21 protein-coding genes are annotated in these 21,943 nt (G+C 57.0%); 8 read left to right on the top strand and 13 right to left on the bottom strand.

Features of this window, described 5'->3' with window-relative positions:
* Positions 1–57: 57 nt before the first annotated feature.
* Positions 58–1,506 carry a tRNA uracil 4-sulfurtransferase ThiI gene (gene thiI, locus JEM67_RS05840; RefSeq protein WP_199636572.1) on the bottom strand — a complete coding sequence of 483 codons (1,449 nt, stop codon included), beginning with the start codon at positions 1,504–1,506 and terminating at the stop codon, positions 58–60.
* Positions 1,507–1,738: 232 nt separating this feature from the next.
* On the opposite strand from thiI, the gene xseB reads away from it, so the two are divergent.
* From xseB to JEM67_RS05820, 4 genes are all read left to right on the top strand, one after another.
* Complete coding sequence (gene xseB / locus JEM67_RS05835; RefSeq protein WP_013811734.1) at positions 1,739–2,002, top strand: exodeoxyribonuclease VII small subunit; 264 nt, start codon at positions 1,739–1,741, stop codon at positions 2,000–2,002.
* A gap of 5 nt (positions 2,003–2,007) precedes the next feature.
* A complete protein-coding gene (gene ispA, locus JEM67_RS05830) occupies positions 2,008–2,928 on the top strand; it encodes a (2E,6E)-farnesyl diphosphate synthase (RefSeq protein ID WP_199636573.1) in 921 nt (306 codons plus the stop codon).
* A gap of 34 nt (positions 2,929–2,962) precedes the next feature.
* Positions 2,963–4,828, top strand: coding sequence for a 1-deoxy-D-xylulose-5-phosphate synthase (gene dxs / locus JEM67_RS05825; RefSeq protein ID WP_199636574.1), 1,866 nt, complete (start codon positions 2,963–2,965; stop codon positions 4,826–4,828).
* Positions 4,829–4,937: 109 nt separating this feature from the next.
* A complete protein-coding gene (locus JEM67_RS05820) occupies positions 4,938–5,912 on the top strand; it encodes an aldo/keto reductase (RefSeq protein WP_199636575.1) in 975 nt (324 codons plus the stop codon).
* A gap of 46 nt (positions 5,913–5,958) precedes the next feature.
* On the opposite strand, the gene pgpA is transcribed toward JEM67_RS05820, so the two are convergent.
* The 6 genes from pgpA to nrdR form a co-directional block, all read right to left on the bottom strand.
* Positions 5,959–6,513: a phosphatidylglycerophosphatase A gene (gene pgpA / locus JEM67_RS05815; protein ID WP_174270190.1), complete on the bottom strand. Its 555-nt coding sequence runs from the start codon at positions 6,511–6,513 to the stop codon at positions 5,959–5,961.
* Complete coding sequence (gene thiL, locus JEM67_RS05810; protein ID WP_013811730.1) at positions 6,455–7,438, bottom strand: thiamine-phosphate kinase; 984 nt, start codon at positions 7,436–7,438, stop codon at positions 6,455–6,457. The genes pgpA and thiL overlap by 59 nt, the downstream gene beginning before the upstream one ends.
* Positions 7,439–7,490: 52 nt before the next feature.
* Positions 7,491–7,907, bottom strand: coding sequence for a transcription antitermination factor NusB (nusB, locus tag JEM67_RS05805; RefSeq protein WP_013811729.1), 417 nt, complete (start codon positions 7,905–7,907; stop codon positions 7,491–7,493).
* A gap of 20 nt (positions 7,908–7,927) precedes the next feature.
* Positions 7,928–8,398 (bottom strand): 6,7-dimethyl-8-ribityllumazine synthase, encoded by a 471-nt coding sequence (ribH, locus tag JEM67_RS05800; protein ID WP_006323924.1) that lies wholly within the window; start codon positions 8,396–8,398, stop codon positions 7,928–7,930.
* 118 nt (positions 8,399–8,516) lie between these two features.
* Positions 8,517–9,626, bottom strand: coding sequence for a bifunctional diaminohydroxyphosphoribosylaminopyrimidine deaminase/5-amino-6-(5-phosphoribosylamino)uracil reductase RibD (ribD, locus tag JEM67_RS05795; RefSeq protein ID WP_199636576.1), 1,110 nt, complete (start codon positions 9,624–9,626; stop codon positions 8,517–8,519).
* A 10-nt stretch (positions 9,627–9,636) separates the two neighbouring features.
* The gene (nrdR, locus tag JEM67_RS05790; protein WP_199636577.1) at positions 9,637–10,086 is read right to left on the bottom strand and encodes a transcriptional regulator NrdR; all 450 of its coding nucleotides are present in this window, start codon (positions 10,084–10,086) and stop codon (positions 9,637–9,639) included.
* Between the two features lie 185 nt (positions 10,087–10,271).
* On the opposite strand from nrdR, the gene JEM67_RS05785 reads away from it, so the two are divergent.
* Entirely contained in the window at positions 10,272–10,832 is a 561-nt protein-coding gene (locus JEM67_RS05785; protein WP_199636578.1) for a DUF3251 domain-containing protein, read from the top strand.
* A 77-nt stretch (positions 10,833–10,909) separates the two neighbouring features.
* Here the strand turns inward: JEM67_RS05785 and secF are convergent, their stop codons facing one another.
* The 5 genes from secF to queA all read right to left on the bottom strand — a co-directional run bounded on the left by secF (position 10,910) and on the right by queA (position 16,395).
* Positions 10,910–11,878 carry a protein translocase subunit SecF gene (secF, locus tag JEM67_RS05780; RefSeq protein ID WP_013811726.1) on the bottom strand — a complete coding sequence of 323 codons (969 nt, stop codon included), beginning with the start codon at positions 11,876–11,878 and terminating at the stop codon, positions 10,910–10,912.
* Positions 11,879–11,888: 10 nt separating this feature from the next.
* Positions 11,889–13,736: a protein translocase subunit SecD gene (gene secD / locus JEM67_RS05775; protein ID WP_071531432.1), complete on the bottom strand. Its 1,848-nt coding sequence runs from the start codon at positions 13,734–13,736 to the stop codon at positions 11,889–11,891.
* A 25-nt stretch (positions 13,737–13,761) separates the two neighbouring features.
* Positions 13,762–14,094 carry a preprotein translocase subunit YajC gene (yajC, locus tag JEM67_RS05770; protein ID WP_004949246.1) on the bottom strand — a complete coding sequence of 111 codons (333 nt, stop codon included), beginning with the start codon at positions 14,092–14,094 and terminating at the stop codon, positions 13,762–13,764.
* Between the two features lie 33 nt (positions 14,095–14,127).
* Complete coding sequence (gene tgt, locus JEM67_RS05765; protein ID WP_013811725.1) at positions 14,128–15,252, bottom strand: tRNA guanosine(34) transglycosylase Tgt; 1,125 nt, start codon at positions 15,250–15,252, stop codon at positions 14,128–14,130.
* Positions 15,253–15,324: 72 nt separating this feature from the next.
* Positions 15,325–16,395, bottom strand: coding sequence for a tRNA preQ1(34) S-adenosylmethionine ribosyltransferase-isomerase QueA (queA, locus tag JEM67_RS05760; protein WP_013811724.1), 1,071 nt, complete (start codon positions 16,393–16,395; stop codon positions 15,325–15,327).
* A 120-nt stretch (positions 16,396–16,515) separates the two neighbouring features.
* Between queA and JEM67_RS05755 the strand changes: the two genes are divergently transcribed.
* The 3 genes from JEM67_RS05755 to ggt all read left to right on the top strand — a co-directional run bounded on the left by JEM67_RS05755 (position 16,516) and on the right by ggt (position 19,923).
* A complete protein-coding gene (locus JEM67_RS05755; protein ID WP_199636686.1) occupies positions 16,516–17,097 on the top strand; it encodes an ACP phosphodiesterase in 582 nt (193 codons plus the stop codon).
* A 229-nt stretch (positions 17,098–17,326) separates the two neighbouring features.
* Positions 17,327–17,929, top strand: coding sequence for a peroxiredoxin C (locus JEM67_RS05750; protein WP_004949238.1), 603 nt, complete (start codon positions 17,327–17,329; stop codon positions 17,927–17,929).
* A gap of 230 nt (positions 17,930–18,159) precedes the next feature.
* A complete protein-coding gene (gene ggt, locus JEM67_RS05745) occupies positions 18,160–19,923 on the top strand; it encodes a gamma-glutamyltransferase (protein ID WP_199636579.1) in 1,764 nt (587 codons plus the stop codon).
* Between the two features lie 65 nt (positions 19,924–19,988).
* Here ggt and malZ read toward each other — a convergent pair whose 3' ends face one another.
* A complete protein-coding gene (gene malZ / locus JEM67_RS05740) occupies positions 19,989–21,812 on the bottom strand; it encodes a maltodextrin glucosidase (RefSeq protein WP_199636580.1) in 1,824 nt (607 codons plus the stop codon).
* Positions 21,813–21,943: the final 131 nt, after the last annotated feature.

The following is a 21,943-nucleotide window of genomic DNA, read 5'->3' as shown; positions in this document are numbered from 1 at the left end:
GTAGCCTTGTTGGCTACAGCTCGAAATCTATTGGGATCCCCGCGCAGCATAGAGGATTTAAGGGCGATAAACCTTCACATTGGTGAATCCCTGCTCCAGCAGGTACAGCGCCTGCAGGCGGCTCATCACGCCACGATCGCAGTACAGCAAGTAAGTTTTGCTCTGATCCAGGGAGCCAAACTGCGTGCTGAGTTTGTAGAACGGCAGCGGTTTCACCTCAACCTGCTCCAGCTTCAGCGGCTTCTCTTCTTGCTCGTCGTTAGAACGGATATCCAGGATCACGTCGTCAGCGCCAAAGGCCGCCACGGTTTCTACTTCAGCAACCTGTTCCTGCGCCTGTTCGGCGATGGTACGGATATCGACATTCTTCGCTTCGCTCACCACGCGCTCGAGAATGGAAAAATCGAAGTGACTTTCCTCTTCTTCAATTTTGGCTTTGATCGCTTTTACCGTCGGGCTTTTCGAGATTACACCACAGTATTCCGGCATGGTCTTGGCAAAGTCTTCGGTGCCGATCTCACGCGCCACTTTGATGATGTGCTCTTTGTCGTGTGAAATCAGCGGACGCAGGATCAGGGTATCGGACGCATTGTCGATCAAACGCAGATTAGTCAGCGTCTGGCTAGACACCTGGCCCAGCGCCTCGCCGGTGACCAGCGCCTGTACGCCATAACGTTCCGCAACTTGCGAGGCGGCGCGCACCATCATGCGTTTGAGCACCACACCCATCTGGCCATCGTCGACCTTTTCCAGGATCTCGCCGACCACGGGTTCGAAATCGATGGCAACAAAGCGCACCTTGTGCGAGCTGGCAAAGCGGTTCCACAGATAATACGCCACCTGCTTGACGCCAATCTCATGCGCCGCACCGCCCAGATTGAAGAAACAGTAATGCACGCGGCAACCGCGACGCATCAGCATGTAGCTGGAAACGCCCGAGTCGAAACCGCCGGAAATCAGCGACAGCACGTCTTCCTGAGTGCCCACCGGGTAACCGCCGATACCTTCGCGGCGCGCTTTTACCAGCATCAGCTTGTCGTCTTCAATTTCCAGGTTGACCGTCACCTGCGGGTGCGACAGCTTAACGCACGCACTTTCGATGTGCTGGTTCAAACCGCCGCCAACGTAACGTTCCACGTCCTGCGAGTTGAAGTCTTGCTTGCCGCGGCGCTTAACGCGCACGCAGAAGGTTTTACCCTCCAACTGCTCGCGGTAGGCTTCCAGCGTCTGCTCGAAAATATGGTGGATATCGGTGTAGCCGCGGTCTTCCACTTCCAGAATATGGTGGATGCCGGGAATTCGCGTCAGCGCGTCGGCAATCACCGGCCGCTGGTTTTCATCTTTGGCGCGAACTTCGATATGATCCCAATGACGGACAACCGCCAGCGTTTCATCATACTGCTTCAGGACGTTGCGGATATTGGTCGAGAGAATCTTGATGAAGCGCAAGCGCACAGATTGACTCTTGATGGTGATTTCCGGGAACAATTTAATGATAAACTTCATGGCGGTCTTTATTGTCAGAATTACGAGGGAAAAGGATTTACAATGTATATGCGATTGATAAAACCAACGGTACTGCCGAATGTTTTATCAATCGCATTTGCGGCGCAGAGTATATCACTATCTGGTGAAGCCCGGTGCACAAAACCACACATGCGCGCCATGATTTGCTAATCAAAATCCGCTAGGATAGGCTCTGGCGCTACTGTTCACATGATGATGTAAAAAGAAAATTATGCCGAAAAAACCTGCACAATCAGACAGTACAGAGCAAAGCATCAGCTTTGAACACTCCCTCAGCGAACTGGAAAACATCGTGACGCGTCTGGAATCGGGTGAGTTGCCGCTGGAAGACGCGCTGAATGAATTCGAACGCGGCGTTCAACTGGCGCGTCAGGGCCAACAGAAGCTGCAACAGGCCGAGCAGCGCGTGCAAATTTTACTTAACGACAGCGCCGATGACGCCGCGCTGGCGCCTTTCACCCCGGATGCAGAGTAATCGTCATGTCTGAGATCGCCCAACAGACCGCTTTTTCTGAGCAGTTACAGGCTTTTCGCCAGCGGGCCGACCGTGCGCTGCTGGATTTTATCGCGCCGCTGCCGTTCAATGAAGGCAACATGGTAGCTGCCATGCGCCACGGCGCGCTGCTGGGCGGCAAACGTCTGCGCCCGTTCCTGGTGTATACCACCGGGCAGATGTTTGGCGTTTCACTGAATAATTTGGATGTGCCGGCCGCTGCGGTAGAATGCATTCATGCCTATTCGTTGATCCACGACGATCTACCGGCAATGGACGATGACGACCTGCGTCGCGGCCAGCCTACCTGCCATATCAAATTTGGTGAAGCCAGCGCGATCCTGGCGGGTGATGCGCTGCAGACGCTGGCATTTTCCATTCTGGCCGATGCCGACATGCCCGACGTAGCGCTGCGCGATCGGCTGGCCATGGTGTCCGAACTGGCGACTGCCAGCGGCGTTGCCGGCATGTGCGGCGGCCAGTCGTTGGATCTCGAGGCTGAAGGCCGGCAAATTGATCTGCCCGCGCTGGAACAGATACACCGCCACAAGACCGGCGCATTAATCCGCGCGGCGGTTCGCCTTGGGGCTTTGGCCGCCGGTGAACCTGGTCGTGCAGCGCTGCCGCAACTTGACCGTTACGCTGCGGCGATCGGCCTGGCGTTTCAGGTGCAAGATGACATTTTGGACGTTGTCGGCGAAACCGAGAAAATCGGTAAACGCCAGGGAGCGGACCAGCAACACGGAAAGAGCACCTATCCAGCTTTGCTCGGGCTTGACAGCGCGAAAGCAAAAGCGTGGGATCTCTATCAGGAAGCTTTAGCTGCATTAGACATTTTGGCAGCGCAATCTTATAACACAGCGCCATTGCGAGCGTTAGCCAGCTTCATTATTGAACGCGACAATTAACGTGTGACGTTAACTCCTCTGATATGAGTATCGAATGAGTCTTGATATAGCCAAATACCCGACCTTGGCGCTAGTGGAAAATCCCGATGAACTCCGCTCGCTGCCAAAAGAGAGCCTGCCGAAGCTCTGTGACGAACTGCGGCAATACCTGCTGGACAGCGTCAGCCGCTCCAGCGGCCACTTTGCGTCCGGGCTGGGTACCGTCGAACTGACGGTGGCATTGCACTATGTTTACCACACACCGTTCGATCATCTCGTATGGGACGTTGGCCACCAGGCCTACCCGCATAAAATTCTGACCGGCCGTCGCGACAAGATTTCCACCATCCGCCAGAAAGATGGCCTGCACCCTTTTCCCTGGCGTGCTGAGAGTGAATATGACGTGCTGTCGGTTGGCCACTCGTCGACCTCGATCAGCGCCGGTCTCGGCATGGCGGTTGCCGCGGAGCGTGAAGGCAAGAATCGCCGCACGGTCTGCGTAATTGGCGACGGCGCGATCACCGCCGGCATGGCGTTTGAAGCCATGAACCACGCCGGGGACATCAACCCGGATATGCTGGTAGTGCTGAACGATAACGAAATGTCGATTTCCGAAAACGTGGGCGCGCTGAACAATCATCTGGCGCAACTGCTTTCAGGCAAACTCTATTCCACCCTGCGCGAAGGCGGCAAAAAAGTGCTGTCCGGCCTGCCGCCCATCAAAGAGTTGGTCAAACGCACCGAAGAACACCTGAAAGGCATGGTGGTGCCGGGCACGTTGTTCGAAGAGCTGGGCTTTAACTATATCGGCCCGGTTGACGGCCACGATGTCCAGGGGCTGGTCGCCACGCTGAAAAACATGCGTGATCTGAAAGGTCCGCAGTTGCTGCACATCATGACCAAAAAGGGCCGGGGCTACGCGCCGGCGGAAAAAGATCCGATCAGCTTCCACGCAGTGCCGAAATTCGATCCGGCCAGCGGTACCTTGCCGAAAAGCGCCGGCGGCCAACCGTCCTATTCAAAAATCTTCGGTGACTGGCTGTGTGAAACCGCCGCCAAAGACAGCTCGCTAATGGCCATTACCCCCGCGATGCGCGAAGGCTCCGGCATGGTGCAGTTCTCCCGTGACTATCCGCAGCAATACTTCGACGTCGCCATTGCCGAACAGCATGCGGTCACCTTTGCCGCCGGTCTGGCGATTGGCGGTTACAAGCCGGTGGTGGCGATTTACTCCACCTTCCTGCAGCGCGCTTACGATCAACTGATCCACGACGTGGCGATCCAAAAACTGCCGGTGATGTTTGCCATCGATCGCGGCGGTATCGTCGGCGCCGACGGCCAGACTCACCAGGGAGCGTTCGATCTGTCATTCATGCGCTGTATCCCAACCATGGTTATCATGACGCCAAGTGATGAGAACGAATGCCGCCAGATGCTGTACACCGGCTATCACTATAACGAAGGCCCAAGCGCCGTCCGCTACCCGCGTGGTAACGGCACGGGTGCGCCGCTGGAACCGCTTGGCGCGTTGCCAATCGGCAAAGGCGTGGTGCGCAGGGAAGGCGAAAAGGTCGCGATTCTGAACTTTGGCACCCTGCTGCCGGAAGCGGCTCAGGTGGCGGAAGCTCTCAATGCCACGCTGGTGGATATGCGTTTCGTGAAACCGCTGGACGAACAGCTGGTGCTGGAACTGGCTGCCAGCCACGAGGTACTGGTCACGCTGGAAGAGAACGCCATTATGGGCGGCGCCGGCAGCGGCGTGAACGAGCTGCTGATGGCCAAACGCCGCGCAGTGCCGGTACTGAATATCGGCCTGCCGGACAGCTTTGTGTCGCAAGGCAGCCAGGAAGAGGTCCGCGTCGATCTGGGCCTGGACGCCGCCGGCATACGGCGACAAATTGAAGCCTGGCTGGCGCAATAACCCCCCGCGCCTGATTGACCGACGCCTCCGCTTTGCGGGGGCGTTTTCGTTTCAGTCATCCCGATAATCCACTACAGTTATAGATCTGTGCTGACACCCGGAGGCAAGCATGAAGTATCTGAAACTGGGCAACACCGATCTGAACGTCTCGCGCATCTGCCTGGGTTGTATGACCTACGGTGAACCCAACCGCGGCAACCACGCCTGGACGCTGCCGGAAGAAAGCAGCCGTCCGCTGCTGAAACAGGCACTGGACGCCGGCATCAATTTCTTCGACACCGCCAACAGCTACTCAGACGGCAGCAGCGAGGAGATCGTAGGCCGAGCGCTGCGGGATTACGCGCGCCGTGATGACGTGGTGATCGCCACTAAAGTCTATTTCCCCCTGAGCAATCTGGAACGCGGGTTGTCGCGCGCCAAAATCATGCAGTCTATCGACGACAGCCTGCAACGATTGAGCACCGACTATGTCGATCTGCTGCAAATCCACCGTTGGGATTATGAAACGCCCATTGAAGAAACGCTGGAAGCACTGCATGACGTGGTCAGGGCCGGTAAAGCGCGCTATATCGGCGCGTCGTCGATGTATGCCTGGCAGTTCGCCAAAGCGCTGTACACCGCCGATCTGCATGGCTGGACGCGGTTTGTCAGCATGCAGGACCAGTACAATCTGATTCAACGTGAGGAGGAGCGCGAAATGCATCCGCTGTGCGCCGCCGAAGGCATCGCGGTACTGCCGTGGAGCCCGCTGGCTCGCGGCCGTCTGACTCGCCCATGGGGTGAAACCACCGCACGGCTGGTGTCCGATCAGGTCGGCAAAAATCTGTATGACGAAACCGAAGGTATTGACGGCATCATCGCCGAACGCGTCGCCACCCTTGCTCAAGAACGCGGTGTATCGCGTGCACAGGTTGCGCTGGCCTGGCTGTTGAGCAAACCGGTGGTCAGTGCTCCTATCATCGGCGCGTCGCGCCATGAACATCTGGAAGACGCCGTGGCCGCCGTCGATCTGGCATTAACGCCGGAAGAGATTGCCGAGCTGGAAACGGCCTATGTGCCGCATCACGTGACGGGGTTTGAATAACGCGGAGGTTTCAAGGGCGCAGCCGTGTTGAACTGCGCCCCTGTAATCAAAACAACCCGAGCGGCCAGTGGTGGCCAATCAGGTAGATAATGCCGGCCGAAAGCACCCCGGCGACGATGTCGTCGACCATAATGCCCATACCGCCATGCACGTTGCGATCGAACCAGCGGATCGGCCAGGGTTTCCACATATCGAGAATACGGAAAATCACAAAACCTGCGGCTACCCACTGCCAGTCGTTAACCGGCAACGCCATCAGCGTGATCCACATGCCGACAAACTCGTCCCAGACGATGCTACCGTGATCGTGTACCCGCATATCTTTGGCTGTCTGGTGGCACAAATAGACGCCGATACAGATGCTGAACATCACCAGCAGCGAATAGAGCTGCCACGGCAGTTGGATCAGCAGCAGCCAGAACGGAATCGCCGCCAGCGATCCCATGGTGCCCGGCACCACCGGTGACAGGCCGCTGCCGAAACCGGTAGCCAGCAAGTGCCACGGATTGCTCATCCGCAGACGGCGTTTAGCTTCATCCATGTTACGCCTGCTCCGCGCTGAAATGATCGAAACCCTTCCACGGCAGCTCCACCGCTTCATCGTTGCGGTAGAACTTAATGCCTTCGGAAAGCGGACCAATCTGGCCAATACAGGTGTAATCCGCGCCCAGATGGCTCAGCGCCACTTCCAGCGCACCGCGATTGATTTCCGGCACCGTAAAGCACAGTTCGTAATCTTCACCACCAGTCAGCGCCCAGCGCAGCGCTTGTTCAGCGTCCGTATGGCTGCTCAATACCTGCGACAGCGGCAGCTCATCCAGAACGATGCGCGCCCCGCACTCGGAGGCTTTCAGCACGTGCTTCAGATCGGAGATCAGCCCGTCGGAAATATCGATCGCAGAGCTGGCCAAATCACGCAGCGCCTGCCCTTGCAACACCCGTGGCTGCGGCCGCAGATGGCGACCAATCAGGTAATCGCGTGCGTCGGTATCCGCTACCTGCAGGCGATCCTGCAAGATAGCCAGGCCGGCGGCGCTGTCGCCCAGCGTGCCGGTAGCGTAGATCCAATCGCCGATGCGCGCACCGCTGCGGGTCAACGCCCGGCCAGCCGGGATCAAACCATGAATGGTTAACGTCATGCTCAACGGGCCGCGCGTGGTGTCGCCGCCAATCAACTGCATACCGTAATAATTAAGCTGTTCGAACAGGCTGTCACTGAACGCCTTCAGCCAAGGCTCATTCACGTCAGGCAAGGTTAACGCCAGTGAAAGCCAGGCCGGATCGGCGCCCATTGCCGCCAGATCGCTCAGGTTGACTGCCAGTGCTTTGTAGCCGAGATCGGCCGGATCGATATCCGGCAGGAAGTGAACGCCCGAAACCAGGGTGTCGGTACTGACGGCCAAAAGCTGTTTTTCTGCCACTGTCAGGAGTGCGCAGTCATCTCCAATGCCCAACTGTACGTCCCGGCGCAGACTCTTAAACCGGTCAAAATAGCGGGCAATGAGGTCAAATTCGCCGCATGCCATGGTCGATATTCCAATAGAAGAAATTAAGGCCGGTATCTCCGGCCTTAATTTTTTATTTTTTCTTGCGAATGCTTGGTGCTGCTTTATCCAGCACGCCATTCACAAACTTGTGGCTGTCTTCAGCGCCGAAGGTTTTCGCCAGTTCGATCGCTTCGTTGATAGCCACTTTATAAGGCACATCCTGACGCATTTTCAGTTCAAACAGTGCAATGCGCAGAACGGCTCTTTCTACCTGACCCAGCTCTTCGAGCTGACGCGACAGGAAAGGTTCCATCAGGCCATCCAGCAGACCCGCATTCACCGCCACGCCGGACAGCAGCTCCCGAAAATAGGCGATGTCCACATCTTTGACATCTTGCTCCGTCAGGAACTGGTGTTCAACATCGGCAATGTCATTTTTAGACAACTGCCAAGAGTAAAGCGCTTGAACAGCGCACTCACGAGCGCGGCGACGAGCAGCAGGTTTCACGGAATTCCCCTTAACTAAATTCAGGCTTTAATAGCTTCGATAACATTAATCATTTCAAGTGCGGTCAGAGCCGCTTCAGCACCCTTGTTGCCCGCTTTGGTGCCGGCACGCTCGATAGCCTGTTCGATGCTTTCGGTGGTCAGCACGCCAAAGGCAACCGGGATTTCAGCGTTCAGAGAAACGCTGCCGATACCGGAGCTGGCTTCGCCCGCGACATATTCAAAGTGCGCGGTGCCCCCACGGATAACGGTGCCCAACGCGATGATTGCATCGTATTTGCCGGTGTTGGCCAGCACGCGAGCCGTCAGCGGCAGCTCGTAAGCGCCCGGGACCCAGACAACGGTGATGTTGTCGTCAGCAACCTGACCAATGCGCTTGAGTGCGTCGATGGCACCTTGCAGCAGGCTGTCGTTGATGAAATTGTTAAAACGTGCAATTGCGATCGCCACACGGGCATTTGGAGTAGCAACAACACCTTCGATAACTTTCATGGGCTTTCCTTAAAAATGGGTTCGATACCCCGCAGGGGGGCGGATTCTATCACATTCTTTATCTGCCTGCGCGGCGGTTTTGTAAAACGCCAATCGGAGCGGCAAACAGACTTTACATTCAGTATTTCGGCTTCAGCCGCAAGCGCAGGTCGGGGCCGATTTGCCGCACTTCGCTGAAGACGAATTCCGGCGCATCGGCCAGGCACTCAAGGCCCGGCAACCGGCACAGGCCGCGCCCATTATCACCCATCAGTTTTGGCGCGATGTACAAAATGAGCTCATCAACCAGCCCTGCCTGCAACAACGCGCCGGAAAGCGCAGCGCCGGCTTCTACCCAGATGGAATTCACCTGGCGTTTCGCCAACTGCATCATCATCACGACCAGATCGATCCCGCCGCCGTGCGCCGGAAACGTCAGTTGTTCAACATCCTGCGGCCAGTTCTGATCGTCCGGCTGTAACCGCGCCAGCCAGGTCGTTCCCGGCTGCTGCACTACTCGATGCTGCGGCGTTACACGGTTCTGGCTGTCGAGGATAATACGCAACGGTTGGCGCAGGTATTCACGCGGGTAGAGGCTCTGAGTGGCGGTATCCAGCTCATCCCAACGCACCGTCAGCGACGGATCGTCGGCCAACACGGTAGCGCTGGTGCTCAGGATGGCGGCGCTTTGCGCCCGCAGACGCTGCACGTCCTGCCGGGCCTGCGGTGAAGTGATCCACTGACTCTCGCCGGAAGCCATCGCCGTGCGGCCGTCGAGCGACGCGCCCAGCTTCAGCTGTATGTAAGGGAAACCGGTACGCATGCGTTTGAGAAAACCCGGATTCACCGCTTCAGCTTCAGCCAGCATCATGCCGTGACGCACGTCTATACCCGCCTGTTGCAGCTTATACAGGCCACGACCGGCAACCTCAGGGTTGGGATCCTGCATCGCCGCAACCACGCGGGCAACGCCGGCGGCGACCAGCGCATCTGCGCAGGGAGGCGTACGCCCGTGGTGGCTGCAGGGCTCCAGCGTGACATAAGCGGTGGCGCCCCGCGCCCGCTCGCCCGCCATGCGCAACGCATGCACTTCCGCATGGGGTTCGCCGGCACGCAGGTGATAACCTTCGCCGACGATTTCGCCGTCACGCACGATCACGCAGCCGACGTTCGGGTTCGGTGCGGTAGTGAAACGCCCCAGCCGCGCCAACTCAAAGGCACGCGCCATATAAAATTCGTCGTTATGCATGCGCTATCCCTTAGTCTTGCAGACGGGCGATTTCTTCGCCGAATTCGCGAATATCTTCAAAACTGCGGTAAACCGAGGCGAAACGAATATAGGCCACTTTATCCAGCCTCTTCAGCGCGTCCATCACCAGGTTGCCGACCAGCTTGGTCGGCACTTCGCGTTCACCGGTGGCGCGCAACTGGGATTTGATGTGGTTAATCGCATTTTCCACGTCGTCGGAGCTGACCGGGCGCTTTTCCAACGCTTTCAGCATGCCACGACGCAGTTTGTCTTCGTTGAACGGCTCACGCACTTCGTCGCTTTTTATCACCCGTGGCATCACCAGCTCAGCCACTTCAAAGGTGGTGAAACGTTCATTACAAACCAAACACTGGCGGCGACGGCGCACCTGCGAACCATCACCCACCAGACGGGAATCAATGACTTTGGTATCAACGGCGGCGCAGAAAGGGCAATGCATAACACGTCCTGATAAACGTTTTCATAGTTAAGAGCAGTTTACCCCGAAGTACGGTCACAACAAAGGCCGTCGACCATTTGTTGCGAGCCGCGATACCGAATGGCGCTAAAACGGCGGCGCGCATGACTTTCCTCGCCGGGCGGGCTAAGCTGATAACAGGAGATATTGAATAGGAAATCGCCGCCATGACAATCCCTTATCCGAAAGTTTTCCTGCTCAGCGCGTTTGTTCTGCTGGCGGGCTGCGCGCAAACTCACGAGGTGCCGAAGCTCCGCCATCAGGTGGTTGAACTGAATCAGAAATTAACTACGCTGACCCAGCAAGCCACGGCGCTGGAACAGCAGAACCAGCTGAATCAGAACTCCACCAGCGGCGTCTACCTGCTGCCTGCGGCCAATAACGCCGCGCGCCTGCAAAGCAGCATCGGCGAACTGAGCGTGTCGCTCAGCCACGTTAAAGCCGAAGCCAACGGCACCCAGGCATTGCTGCACGTACGCATTCTCTCGCAGGCTTCGCTACCTGCATTTAAAGCGGTGGTGGAATGGGGGCAACTGGATCCCGTCACCGGCAAACCGCTCACCGCCGACTCGCTGTCACAACCGGTCGCCAGTGTAGACTCGCTGTTGCCGAAGCCGGAGCAGAATTTCGAACTGCGCTTTAGCGGCCTGACGCCGGAGCAACTGGGCTTTGTGCGGCTGCACAGTCTCGTTCCGACCGCCCAACCGGCGGTGGTACAGCAACACTGATACGCACTCCCTCGCCGCAGGCAAAAAAAAGGAGCGCCAAACGGCACTCCTTTTTATTTCACCGAAAAATCAGCGTATTAAGGCAGAATCGAAGGCTGATCTGCGCCCTCTTTTTCCACTTTCTGTTGCAGCATGTGCTCGCGTTTCATACCCAGTTTCAACGCCAGCGCGGACGCTACGTAGATAGAGGATATGGTACCGATAGACACGCCGATCAGCATCGCCAACGAGAAGCCCTGCAGCATGGCGCCACCGAAGATGTACAGCATCAGCACCACCATCAGGGTGGTACCGGAGGTCATCAATGTACGGCTCAACGTTTGGGTCAACGACACGTTCATGATTTCGTAAGGCGTACCGCGACGGATCTTGCGGAAGTTCTCACGAATACGGTCGGAAACCACGATACTGTCGTTCAGCGAGTAACCGATAACCGACATCAATGATGCGACAATGGTCAGGTCAATCTCGATATGGAACAGCGACAGCACGCCCATAGTGATGATCACGTCGTGCGCCAGCGCAATAACCGCCCCCAGCGCCAGGCGCCATTCGAAGCGGAAACCGACGTAGATCAGGATACAGATCAACGCCACCAGCAACGCCATGCCGCCGGTCTGCGCCAGTTCACTGCCCACGCTCGGGCCGACGAACTCGATACGCTTCACGGTGGCGTTTTTATCCACCGCGTCGTTGATCACGCCGATCACTTTATTGCCCAGTTCCTGGCCTGCGTTGCCGGTCGCCGGTGGCATACGCACCATCACGTCACGGCTGCTGCCGAAGTTCTGGATAATCGGGTCCTGGAACCCGGCTTTTTCCAGCGTATCGCGCATCAGATCGAGATTAGCCGGCTTTTCCAGGCTGATTTCAATTACCGTACCGCCGGTAAAATCCAGACCCCAGTTAAACCCGCGTACCGACATGGTGGCGATTGACGCGACCAACAGCAGCAATGAGATGCCGAAGGCCACGTAATCCCAGCGCATAAAGTCATAGACTTTACGGCCGTAGTTGAGTTGTTCAACAGTATAATCCTGTGCCACAACGCACTCCTCAGATAGACAGCTTGTTAATGCGTTTGCCGCCGTAAAGCAGGTTGACGATGGCACGGGTACCGACAATCGCGGTGAACATGGACGTCGCCACACCGATTGCGGTAGTAATCGCAAAGCCCTTGATCGAACCGGTGCCCACTGCGTACAGAATGATGGCGGTGATCAGGGTCGTGATGTTGGCGTCAACAATACTGGAGAACGCGCCTTTATAGCCTTCATGGATCGCCTGTTGAATGGAGCGTCCATTCTTCAGTTCTTCCTTGATACGTTCGTTTATCAGTACGTTGGCGTCGACCGCCACCGCCAGCGTCAGCACGATACCAGCAATGCCCGGCATGGTCAGCGTCGCCCCCGGCAGCAGGGACATCACGCCGACAATCAGCACCAGGTTGGCCACCAGCGCCGTCGTGGCGATCATGCCGAACTTACGGTACCAAACCACCATGAACACGATAGAAGCCACCAGGCCCCACAGACAGGCTTCCAGACCTTGGGTAATGTTCTGTTGCCCCAGGGTTGGGCCGATAGTACGTTCTTCCACGATCTGGATAGGGGCAATCAGCGCACCGGCGCGCAGCAGCAGCGAGAGCTGACGTGCTTCGTTCGGGTTGCCGATACCGGTGATACGGAAGCTGTTGCCCAAGCGTGACTGAATGTTCGCCACGTTGATCACTTCTTCCTGCTTCACCAGAATCGCACGGCCGTTGGCGTCTTTCTTGCCACTGTCCTTATACTCCACGAACAGGGTCGCCATCGGTTTGCCGATGTTGTCCTTGGTGAAGTTGGACATTGACGTGCCACCGGCGCTGTCGAGCGAGATATTAACCTGCGGCTGGTTGTATTCGTCGGTGCTGGAGGTGGAGTCGGTGATGTGGTCACCGGTCAGGATCACACGCTTATACAGCACTACCGGCTGGCCTTCGCGCGTGTTTTTCACCTCGGAATCACCCGGTACACGGCCGTTGGCCGCAGCTGTCGCATCCGCGTTGGTGTTGACCAGACGGAATTCCAGCGTAGCGGTAGCGCCCAGGATCTCTTTGGCGCGTGCGGTATCCTGAATACCCGGCAATTCAACCACGATACGGTCAGAGCCCTGGCGCTGCACCAGCGGTTCGGCAACGCCGAGCTGGTTAACGCGGTTACGCAGGATAGTGATGTTCTGCTGCACCGCGTATTCGCGCGCTTCGCTCAGACGAGCATCCGTCAGGCTAGCCTTCAGGGTGTTGGTGCCATTGGCGGAAAGCACCAGATCGCGCTGACGCGGGGTAATGTAGCTGATGGCCTGATCGCGGGCGGCATCGTCACGGAAGCGAACTTCCACGCCGTTGTTGTCCAGCTTGCGGATAGACGCATAAGGAATGCCCTTTTCACGCAATTCGCTGCGCAGGGTATCCATGGTTTGTTCCTGCAGCTTGCCCAGCGCGGTGTCCATGTCCACTTCCATCAGGAAGTGCACGCCACCACGCAGGTCCAGGCCCAGCTTCATCGGTTCGGCGCCCAACATGGCCAACCAGGCCGGCGTGGCCGGAGCCAGGTTCAGCGCGACGACGAACTTGTCGCCCAGCTCCGCCATCAAGGCTTCACGGGCACGCAACTGAACGTCAGGATCTTTAAAGCGAGCCAGGATGGCGCCATTTTCCAGCGCAATCGACTTGCTCGCGATATTGTCTTTTTCTAATACGGTACGGACTTGGTCCAGCGTAGTTTCACTGGCGGCGACACCGCGCGCGCCAGTGATTTGTACAGCCGGATCCTCACCATAGAGGTTGGGAAGCGCATAAAGCAGACCGACGATGATCACAACGATCAGCATCAGATACTTCCACAAAGGATAACGGTTTAGCACGGCAATTCCCTTCGGGAAAACAAAATTACAGGGCCTTCATGGTACCTTTCGGCAGAACGGCCGCCACGAAGTCACGCTTGATCATCACTTCCGTGGTGTCGTTCAGCGCAATGGCGATGATGCCGGTGTCAGCCACTTTGGTCACGCGGCCAATCAGGCCACCGGTGGTCAGCACTTCATCACCCTTGCCAATCGAGTCCATCAGCTTCTTGTGCTCTTTAGCGCGTTTTTGCTGCGGGCGCAGGATCATGAAATAGAAAATCAGACCAAACACGACCAGCATAATGATCAGAGAGTACGGGCTTCCCTGAGCCGGGGCCCCTGCGGATGCGACGGCGTCAGAAATGAAAAAGCTCATTGAAATTCCCTCATTAAGTTATCAATTATTAATTCAAGCGTTTAAAGGTGGAACCGGTTTGCCGATCCGACCGTAGAAATCCGTAACAAACAGCTCTAATTTACCCTGTTCAATAGCCTGGCGTAAACCCGCCATCAGGCGTTGGTAGTGGCGCAGGTTATGAATGGTATTCAATCGGGCACCCAGTATTTCGTTGCAACGATCGAGATGATGCAAGTAGGCGCGGCTGTAATTGCGACACGTGTAGCAATCACAGTCTTTATCCAGCGGAGAAGTATCATCCTTGTGCTTGGCATTACGGATTTTTACCACACCGTCAGTCACGAACAAGTGGCCGTTACGGGCATTACGCGTTGGCATCACGCAGTCGAACATATCGATACCGCGACGCACGCCTTCAACCAGATCTTCCGGTTTGCCTACGCCCATCAGGTAGCGTGGCTTATCTTCCGGAATTTGCGGGCAAACATGTTCGAGAATACGATGCATATCCTCTTTTGGCTCGCCTACAGCCAAGCCGCCAACAGCGTAACCATCAAAGCCGATATCCACCAGCCCTTTTACTGAAACATCTCGTAAATCTTCGTAAACACCGCCCTGAATAATGCCGAATAAGGCGTTTTTATTATTCAGTTCGTCAAAACGTTGACGGCTGCGCTGCGCCCAGCGCAGTGACATCTCCATCGAGCTCTTGGCGTAATCCCAGTCGGCCGGGTACGGCGTACACTCGTCGAAAATCATTACGATGTCGGAACCCAGGTCATACTGGATTTCCATCGATTTTTCCGGGCTGAGGAACACTTTATCGCCGTTAATCGGATTACGGAAATAAACACCTTCCTCTTTAATTTTGCGCATCGCCCCCAGGCTGAACACCTGGAAACCGCCGGAGTCGGTCAGGATCGGGCCGTGCCACTGCATGAAATCATGCAGATCGCCATGCAGTTTCATGATCTCCTGCCCTGGACGCAGCCACAGGTGGAAGGTGTTGCCCAGCAGAATCTGCGCGCCAGTCTCTTTCACTTCTTCCGGCGTCATGCCCTTTACCGTGCCATAGGTGCCGACAGGCATAAAGGCCGGGGTTTCCACCACGCCGCGCTCAAAAATCAGGCGGCCGCGGCGGGCGCGACCATCGGTAGTGTCTAATTCGTACTTCACAAAACCTCCAGCGCCAGAGAAACAGTCTGGCGTCGTTAAAACAGGGCCGCGCCAAATGCGCAGCCCGGGGAATCAGGCGCCGACGGACTCGTGTTCCGCCTGCGGATTACGGCTGATGAACATCGCATCGCCATAGCTGAAGAAACGGTACTGCTCGGCCACTGCCTGCTGATAGGCATGCATGGTGTTTTTATAACCGGCGAAGGCGGATACCAACATGATCAGCGTCGACTCCGGCAGGTGGAAATTGGTCACCAGCGCGTCGATCACCTGATAATGGTAACCCGGGAAGATAAAGATGCTGGTATCGCCGAAGAACGGCGCAATCAGCGCGTCCTTGCTGGCGTTGGCCGCGCTTTCCAGCGAACGTACCGAGGTGGTTCCCACCGCTACTACGCGCTTGCCACGTGCTTTACAGGCCAGCACCGCGTCAACCACTTCCTGCGGAACCTCGGCGTATTCCGCGTGCATCACGTGCTCTTCGATGGTTTCCACCCGCACCGGCTGGAAAGTGCCCGCGCCCACATGCAGGGTGACAAAAGCCATCTCAATGCCCTTCGCGCGCAACGCAGCCAGCAGCGGCTCATCGAAGTGCAGCCCGGCGGTCGGCGCCGCAACGGCGCCCGGTTTCTCGCTGTAAACCGTCTGATAAAGCTCGCGATCGGCGTCTTCATCCGGCCGATCGATATACGGCGGCAGCGGCATATGGCCAACGGCATTGAGGATAGTGAACACATCGCGTTCATCGTTGAAGCGCAATTCGAACAGCGTATCGTGGCGCGCCATCATGGTAGCGGCAACGCTTTCGTCATCGCCCAGCAGCAGTTCAGCGCCCGGCTTTGGCGCTTTTGAAGCGCGCACGTGCGCCAACACCCGATGATCGTCCAGCACGCGCTCGACCAGCACTTCAATCTTGCCGCCGCTGACCTTGCGGCCAAACATGCGCGCCGGGATCACCCGGGTATTGTTGAATACCAGCAGATCGCCGGCTTCCAGGTTGTCCAGCAGATCGGTGAATACGCCGTGCGTCAGCGCCCCGCTCGGCCCGTCCAGCTGCAGCAAACGGCAACCGCTGCGCTCAGGCTGAGGATAATGGGCAATCAGGGACTCGGGAAGTTCAAAGGAAAAATCGGCGACGCGCATGGGTATTCACTTCTTCAATATAAGACTGGTTGGTAAAAAACAAGCGGCCTAGTCTAAAGCCGCGGGCGGTCAGCAGCAAGAAATAAGGAGGATTTGCACGACTTCGGATACAATGCCCGGATGAACTTCCTTGCACATCTCCATTTGGCTCAGTTGGCGGAAAGCTCACTGCTGGGCAACCTGTTGGCCGACTTCGTGCGCGGCAACCCCGCAGGCGAGTACAATCCCGAGGTAGTGGCCGGCATAATGATGCACCGCCGCGTCGACGTACTGACCGACAGCCTGCCGCAGGTGAAGGTCTGTCGTGACTTCTTCAGTGACGAGCACCGCCGCGTGGCGCCCATCACGCTCGACGTGGTGTGGGATCATTTCCTGGCGCGCCACTGGCAGCAGTTGGAGCCGTCCCTCAGCCTCCACACCTTTACCCAAGAAGCCCGCAGCCAGATCGTTCCGCATTTGCCGGTAACGCCACCGCGCTTTCAGAACTTAAACGGGTATTTATGGCAGGAACGTTGGCTGGAGCGCTACGCCGAGCTGCCGTTTATCGGCACTGTGCTGGCGGGCATGGCCAGCCGCCGTCCACGCCTGGCCGCTCTGGCCGGCTCCTTCGCCGACGTGGAGCGCCACTATCATCAGCTTGAAACACAGTTCTGGCAGTTTTATCCGCAGATGATGCAGCAGGCAAAAGATAAAAAGCTTTAACGTCAAACCAAACCCATTGAAAATGCGACGTTTTACAAGAAATTGGGTTTTAAGCCTTGCCCTTTTGCAGGAAAAGGTTACTTTTAAAGCTTGCTAAATTTAATTATCGAATTTGATAGGTAAAAGCTATCTCATCGATTGGTCTTTTACCCTTTATTCACCGAGTCTTGGTCCCTATACTGGCCCTTGCTTTTACATCAACCCCTTAATACCTATTACAGGAGTAATTATGGTCCTGGTAACTCGTCAAGCCCCTGACTTCACTGCAGCTGCCGTATTGGGCAGCGGCGAAATCGTTGAAAACTTCAACTTTAAGAAGCACCTGAACGGTAAACCAGCCGTACTGTTCTTCTGGCCGATGGACTTCACCTTCGTATGTCCTTCTGAGCTGATCGCTTTCGATCACCGCTATGAAGAATTCCAGAAGCGTGGCGTTGAAGTGGTTGGCGTTTCATTCGACTCAGAATTCGTTCACAACGCATGGCGTAAAACCCCTGTCGAAAATGGCGGCATCGGTGAAGTGAAATACGCCATGGTTGCTGACATCAAGCGTGAAATTCAGAAAGCTTACGGGATCGAACACCCAGAAGCCGGCGTTGCTCTGCGCGGTTCTTTCCTGATCGACAAAGACGGTGTGGTTCGTGCTCAGGTTGTTAACGACCTGCCAATCGGCCGTAACATCGACGAAATGATCCGTACCGTTGACGCGCTGCAATTCCACGAAGAGCACGGCGAAGTGTGCCCGGCTCAGTGGGAAAAAGGCAAAGCAGGTATGGGCGCATCTCCAGACGGCGTAGCTAAATACCTGTCCGAGAACGCTTCCAAGCTGTAATTTCAGCCTGCAAGTGAATCAACCGGCCCTCGTGGCCGGTTTTTTTTGCTCTTTTTTAGGGCAGCCTGCCCCCCATCCGGGCTTTATTCCCCTGTTTCCGCTCACATTTCCAGCCCTGAACACCGCGTAATACCCCACCTGTAGCTACTATAAATAACGCTGGCTCGCTCTTTGCAAGGTAAAAACGGCAAGCCAATCACAATAAGAACACTGACAGGGTAGGAATAACTATGTTTTTACAGAAATGGAGCAAGCCGCTGACCATGGCGGCCCTGCTGGTCAGCAGCAGCCTGTACGCCGCCTCCAACCCGGCGGTCGAAGCCAAAAATGGCATGGTAGTGACATCGCAACATCTCGCCTCGCAGGTTGGCGTCGATATCCTCAAGCTGGGCGGCAACGCCATCGATGCCGCAGTGGCGGTCGGCTATGCGCAGGCAGTGGTGAACCCCTGCTGCGGCAACATCGGCGGCGGCGGTTTTATGACGGTACACCTGGCCGACGGTACCGACACCTTTATCAACTTCCGTGAAACCGCTCCGGCGGCGGCCAGCGCCAACATGTACCTGGATGCCGAAGGCAACGTGAAAAAAGGCGCCAGCCTGTATGGCTATCTGGCGGCGGGCGTACCGGGCACCGTGCTGGGCATGGAAACCGCACGCCAGAAATACGGCAAGCTGAGCCGTGAGCAGGTAATGGGGCCGGCGATCAAACTGGCGCGCGAAGGCTTTGTATTGACCCGTGCCGATACCGATATTCTCGACACCACCGTCGCCCGTTTCAAACAGGACCCGGAATCCGCCAAAATCTTCCTGCGCCCGGACGGCACCGCACTGCATCCGGGCGACCGTCTGGTGCAGAGCGATCTGGCCAACACCCTGGAAGCCATCGCCAAAGACGGCCCGGACGCCTTCTATAAGGGCAAGATCCCGCAGGCCGTGGAGGCCGCAGCCAAACAAGGCGGCGGCATCCTGACGGCGACCGACTTCGCCAACTACAAAGTGACCGAAACGCCGCCTATTACCTGCAGCTACCGTGGCTATAAATTTGTTTCAGCACCGCCACCCAGCTCCGGCGGCGTAACGCTATGCGAAATCCTCAACGTGGTCGAAGGTTATGATCTGAAAAGTAGGGGCTTTAACTCAGCGGCGACCATCCACACCCTGACCGAAGCGATGCGCCACGCCTATATGGACCGTAATACCTACCTTGGCGACCCGGAATTCATCAAGAACCCGATCGATCGCTTGGTCAGCAAGAGCTACGCCGAAGAGATCCGCAAAAAAATTGTCGCCGACAAGGCAACGCCGTCAGAGAACGTACAGCCGGGCATGGAACCCCACGAAAAACCGGAAACCACCCACTATTCGATTGTCGATCATGACGGCAATGCCGTCTCCACCACCTATACCGTCAACGGTCGCTTTGGCGCGGTCGTAATAGCCCCGGGTACAGGTTTCTTCCTCAACGATGAAATGGACGATTTCACCGTTAAAGTCGGCGAGAAAAACCTGTACGGATTGGTGCAGGGCACCGCCAACAGCATTGCCCCCGGTAAGCGCCCACTATCGTCGATGAGCCCGACACTGGTGACCAAAGACAACAAAATCTTTATGGTGCTTGGCTCGCCGGGCGGTTCGCGCATCATCACCATCACCCTGCAGACCGCGCTGAACGTGATCGACCACGGCATGGCGCCGCAAGAGGCGGTGGATGCACCGCGTATTCACCATCAATGGCTGCCGGACGAAGTTTATTACGAGCAGCGTGGCGTCTCCGCCGATACGCTGAAACTCCTCGGCGGCATGGGTTATAAGATGGTTGAGCAAACGCCGTGGGGCGCCGCCGAACTGATTCTGGTGGGCCTGCCGGGTGCCGCAGGCGTTAGCCCGGCCAACTCCGGCAACGACTCTGCGGTTTCCGGCAAGGTACGCGAAGGTTATCTGTACGGCGCCAATGACGTGCGCCGCCCGGCAGGTTCAGCGGTAGGCTATTGATCTTATAGAAAGTGTGAACGCACACTAACTTAATCAGGGGCCGGCTTATCAGCCCCTTCACTGCCTTAGCCTCCCCGTCGCCACAAGGTGACCGACTCTTCGCCCAGTTGCAGCGTCATGCCGTTCTGCTCTTCTCTCAGCTCACCATGCCCTTCCAGCCGCTGCCATTTGCCTGCGGCCAGCAGCGGGCTGTACGGCAATGCCACTTCACCGCCGCCGCCACGCTGTAACGCCACCAATACCTGTTCCCGTTGATAAAGGCGCACGAATACCAGCGTTTCACCGGCGGCATATAACACCTGGCAACCACCGCGACGCAGCGCCAGACTCAGTTTACGCAGCGCCGCCATCCGTTGGCACAGCGCCAGCAGGCTCTGATCCCACTGATTCTCATCCCACGGGAACGGCTTGCGACAGAATGGGTCGTTGGCGCCATCCAGGCCAATCTCGTCGCCATAATATAAGCAGGGAACGCCAATCCAGCTCATCAACCACACCGCCGCCATCTGCATTCGCGCCTGATTGCCCTGCAACAACGTCAGAAAGCGCGCAGTATCATGGCTGTCGAGCTGGTTAAACTGAATCAGTTGGCTGCCGTGCGGCAATCCGGCACGGTAGCCGTCCATCCACTGCGTGCAGTCCGCAGCGTCCATCTGTACCGGGTGATGCGCCACATCCAGTCCGGCAAGGAACCCTCTTACCGGCAGGGCGAAGCCCATATAGTTCATCGCCGCGTCTTCTACGCCGGCATGCAGCCAGCGGCGCGCATCGCCAAAATGTTCGCCCAGCACGTAGGCCTGCGGGTTTTCCTGTTTGACCGCCTGATAAATGCCGGCAAGATGTTGGAGATTGCCGGTAGCACCGCCGTTCTCACCCAGCATATGCACCACGTCCAGCCGCCAACCGTCGATGCTGTACGGTGGGCGTAACCAGTGGCGCACCACGCTACCGTCGCCGCGATAAATCTTCTCGGCCACCTGAGGTTCGGCAAAATTGAGCTTCGGCAGGCTGGCATTGCCTTTCCAGTCCAGTGCCTGGCCGTCAGGGTAGAAATTGAACCAGCCGCGGTACGGTGAATCCGGGTGGTGACAGGCGCCATTGTCGCCCTGCTGATGACGATCAAACCAGGGGTGGGAATCGCCGGTATGGTTAAACACCCCGTCCAGCACCAGTTTCATCCCCACCTTGTGAGTACTCACTCGCAAACGCTGCAAGGCGGCATTGCCACCGAAATAGGGATCAACCTGGTAATAGTCTTCGGTATCGTATTTATGCACGCTCGGCGCGGTGAAAATCGGGTTCAGGTAGAGTGCCGTAATGCCCAGTTTCTGCAGGTAAGGCAGCTTTTGACTGATGCCATCCAAATCGCCGCCATAGAAAGTGGAAGCGGCATCCCGGTCTTCCAGCGGATGCTGCCAGTCGCGACGCACCACGTCGCAACCGGCCGCGTGATGGCGATAGCTGCCGTTCTGAATACCGTGCTCGCCGCCGCTGCCGGCGAAACGATCGGGGAAAATTTGATAAAATATCTGATCCGCCACCCAGGCCGGGCTCCGGTCAGGTTCGTCGAGCGCAAACTGCGTCAGTTGGCCCGGCGGGATCAGCGACCAACCCTGAGGCCCAAACCATTGCTGACGATCGGCCCACACCAACTTGAAGCAGTAGCGCCGCGTGGCCTCTCCTTCGTTCAGCGTCAGGCTGGCCTGATAACGCCACCGACCCTCGGCGCTTTGCGCTTTCATGATCAGCAGCCATTCTTCGTTATCCGGCTCGGCGCGTAAAAACACCCTTTCAGGCAAATCATCACCCTGTAACCACAGCGTGATATCCAGGCGTTGTCCCTTCTTCACCACAAAGGGCGGGACCGGTTGATGCCAGGCGTTAAGCATACTGTTCTCCTGCTGTACAAAACGAAATCGACGACGTTATTCAATGCCACGAACAATGCCACGTTGAGTGCAAGTCCCCCTCCTCTTTGGCCACTAAACTCGGGGAGGAGCCGGGGGGTGGAGATAGGCAG

The sequence above is a fragment of the Serratia sp. PAMC26656 genome, from assembly GCF_016469055.2.
Lineage (GTDB): Bacteria > Pseudomonadota > Gammaproteobacteria > Enterobacterales > Enterobacteriaceae > Serratia > Serratia plymuthica.
This window is presented reverse-complemented; position numbering and strand designations above follow the sequence as displayed.

Excerpts from the sequence above, each read along its gene's own strand:
- thiI (WP_199636572.1), bottom strand. The coding sequence starts at position 1,506 with ATGAAGTTTATCATTAAATTGTTCCCGGAAATCACCATCAAGAGTCAA.
- JEM67_RS05785 (WP_199636578.1), top strand. The coding sequence starts at position 10,272 with ATGACAATCCCTTATCCGAAAGTTTTCCTGCTCAGCGCGTTTGTTCTG.
- dxs (WP_199636574.1), top strand. The coding sequence starts at position 2,963 with ATGAGTCTTGATATAGCCAAATACCCGACCTTGGCGCTAGTGGAAAAT.
- ribD (WP_199636576.1), bottom strand. The coding sequence starts at position 9,626 with ATGCATAACGACGAATTTTATATGGCGCGTGCCTTTGAGTTGGCGCGG.
- queA (WP_013811724.1), bottom strand. The coding sequence starts at position 16,395 with ATGCGCGTCGCCGATTTTTCCTTTGAACTTCCCGAGTCCCTGATTGCC.
- pgpA (WP_174270190.1), bottom strand. The coding sequence starts at position 6,513 with ATGAAGCGGTGGAGCTGCCGTGGAAGGGTTTCGATCATTTCAGCGCGG.
- xseB (WP_013811734.1), top strand. The coding sequence starts at position 1,739 with ATGCCGAAAAAACCTGCACAATCAGACAGTACAGAGCAAAGCATCAGC.
- ggt (WP_199636579.1), top strand. The coding sequence starts at position 18,160 with ATGTTTTTACAGAAATGGAGCAAGCCGCTGACCATGGCGGCCCTGCTG.
- ispA (WP_199636573.1), top strand. The coding sequence starts at position 2,008 with ATGTCTGAGATCGCCCAACAGACCGCTTTTTCTGAGCAGTTACAGGCT.
- nrdR (WP_199636577.1), bottom strand. The coding sequence starts at position 10,086 with ATGCATTGCCCTTTCTGCGCCGCCGTTGATACCAAAGTCATTGATTCC.
- JEM67_RS05750 (WP_004949238.1), top strand. The coding sequence starts at position 17,327 with ATGGTCCTGGTAACTCGTCAAGCCCCTGACTTCACTGCAGCTGCCGTA.
- malZ (WP_199636580.1), bottom strand. The coding sequence starts at position 21,812 with ATGCTTAACGCCTGGCATCAACCGGTCCCGCCCTTTGTGGTGAAGAAG.
- thiL (WP_013811730.1), bottom strand. The coding sequence starts at position 7,438 with ATGGCATGCGGCGAATTTGACCTCATTGCCCGCTATTTTGACCGGTTT.
- JEM67_RS05820 (WP_199636575.1), top strand. The coding sequence starts at position 4,938 with ATGAAGTATCTGAAACTGGGCAACACCGATCTGAACGTCTCGCGCATC.
- yajC (WP_004949246.1), bottom strand. The coding sequence starts at position 14,094 with ATGAGCTTTTTCATTTCTGACGCCGTCGCATCCGCAGGGGCCCCGGCT.
- ribH (WP_006323924.1), bottom strand. The coding sequence starts at position 8,398 with ATGAAAGTTATCGAAGGTGTTGTTGCTACTCCAAATGCCCGTGTGGCG.
- JEM67_RS05755 (WP_199636686.1), top strand. The coding sequence starts at position 16,516 with ATGAACTTCCTTGCACATCTCCATTTGGCTCAGTTGGCGGAAAGCTCA.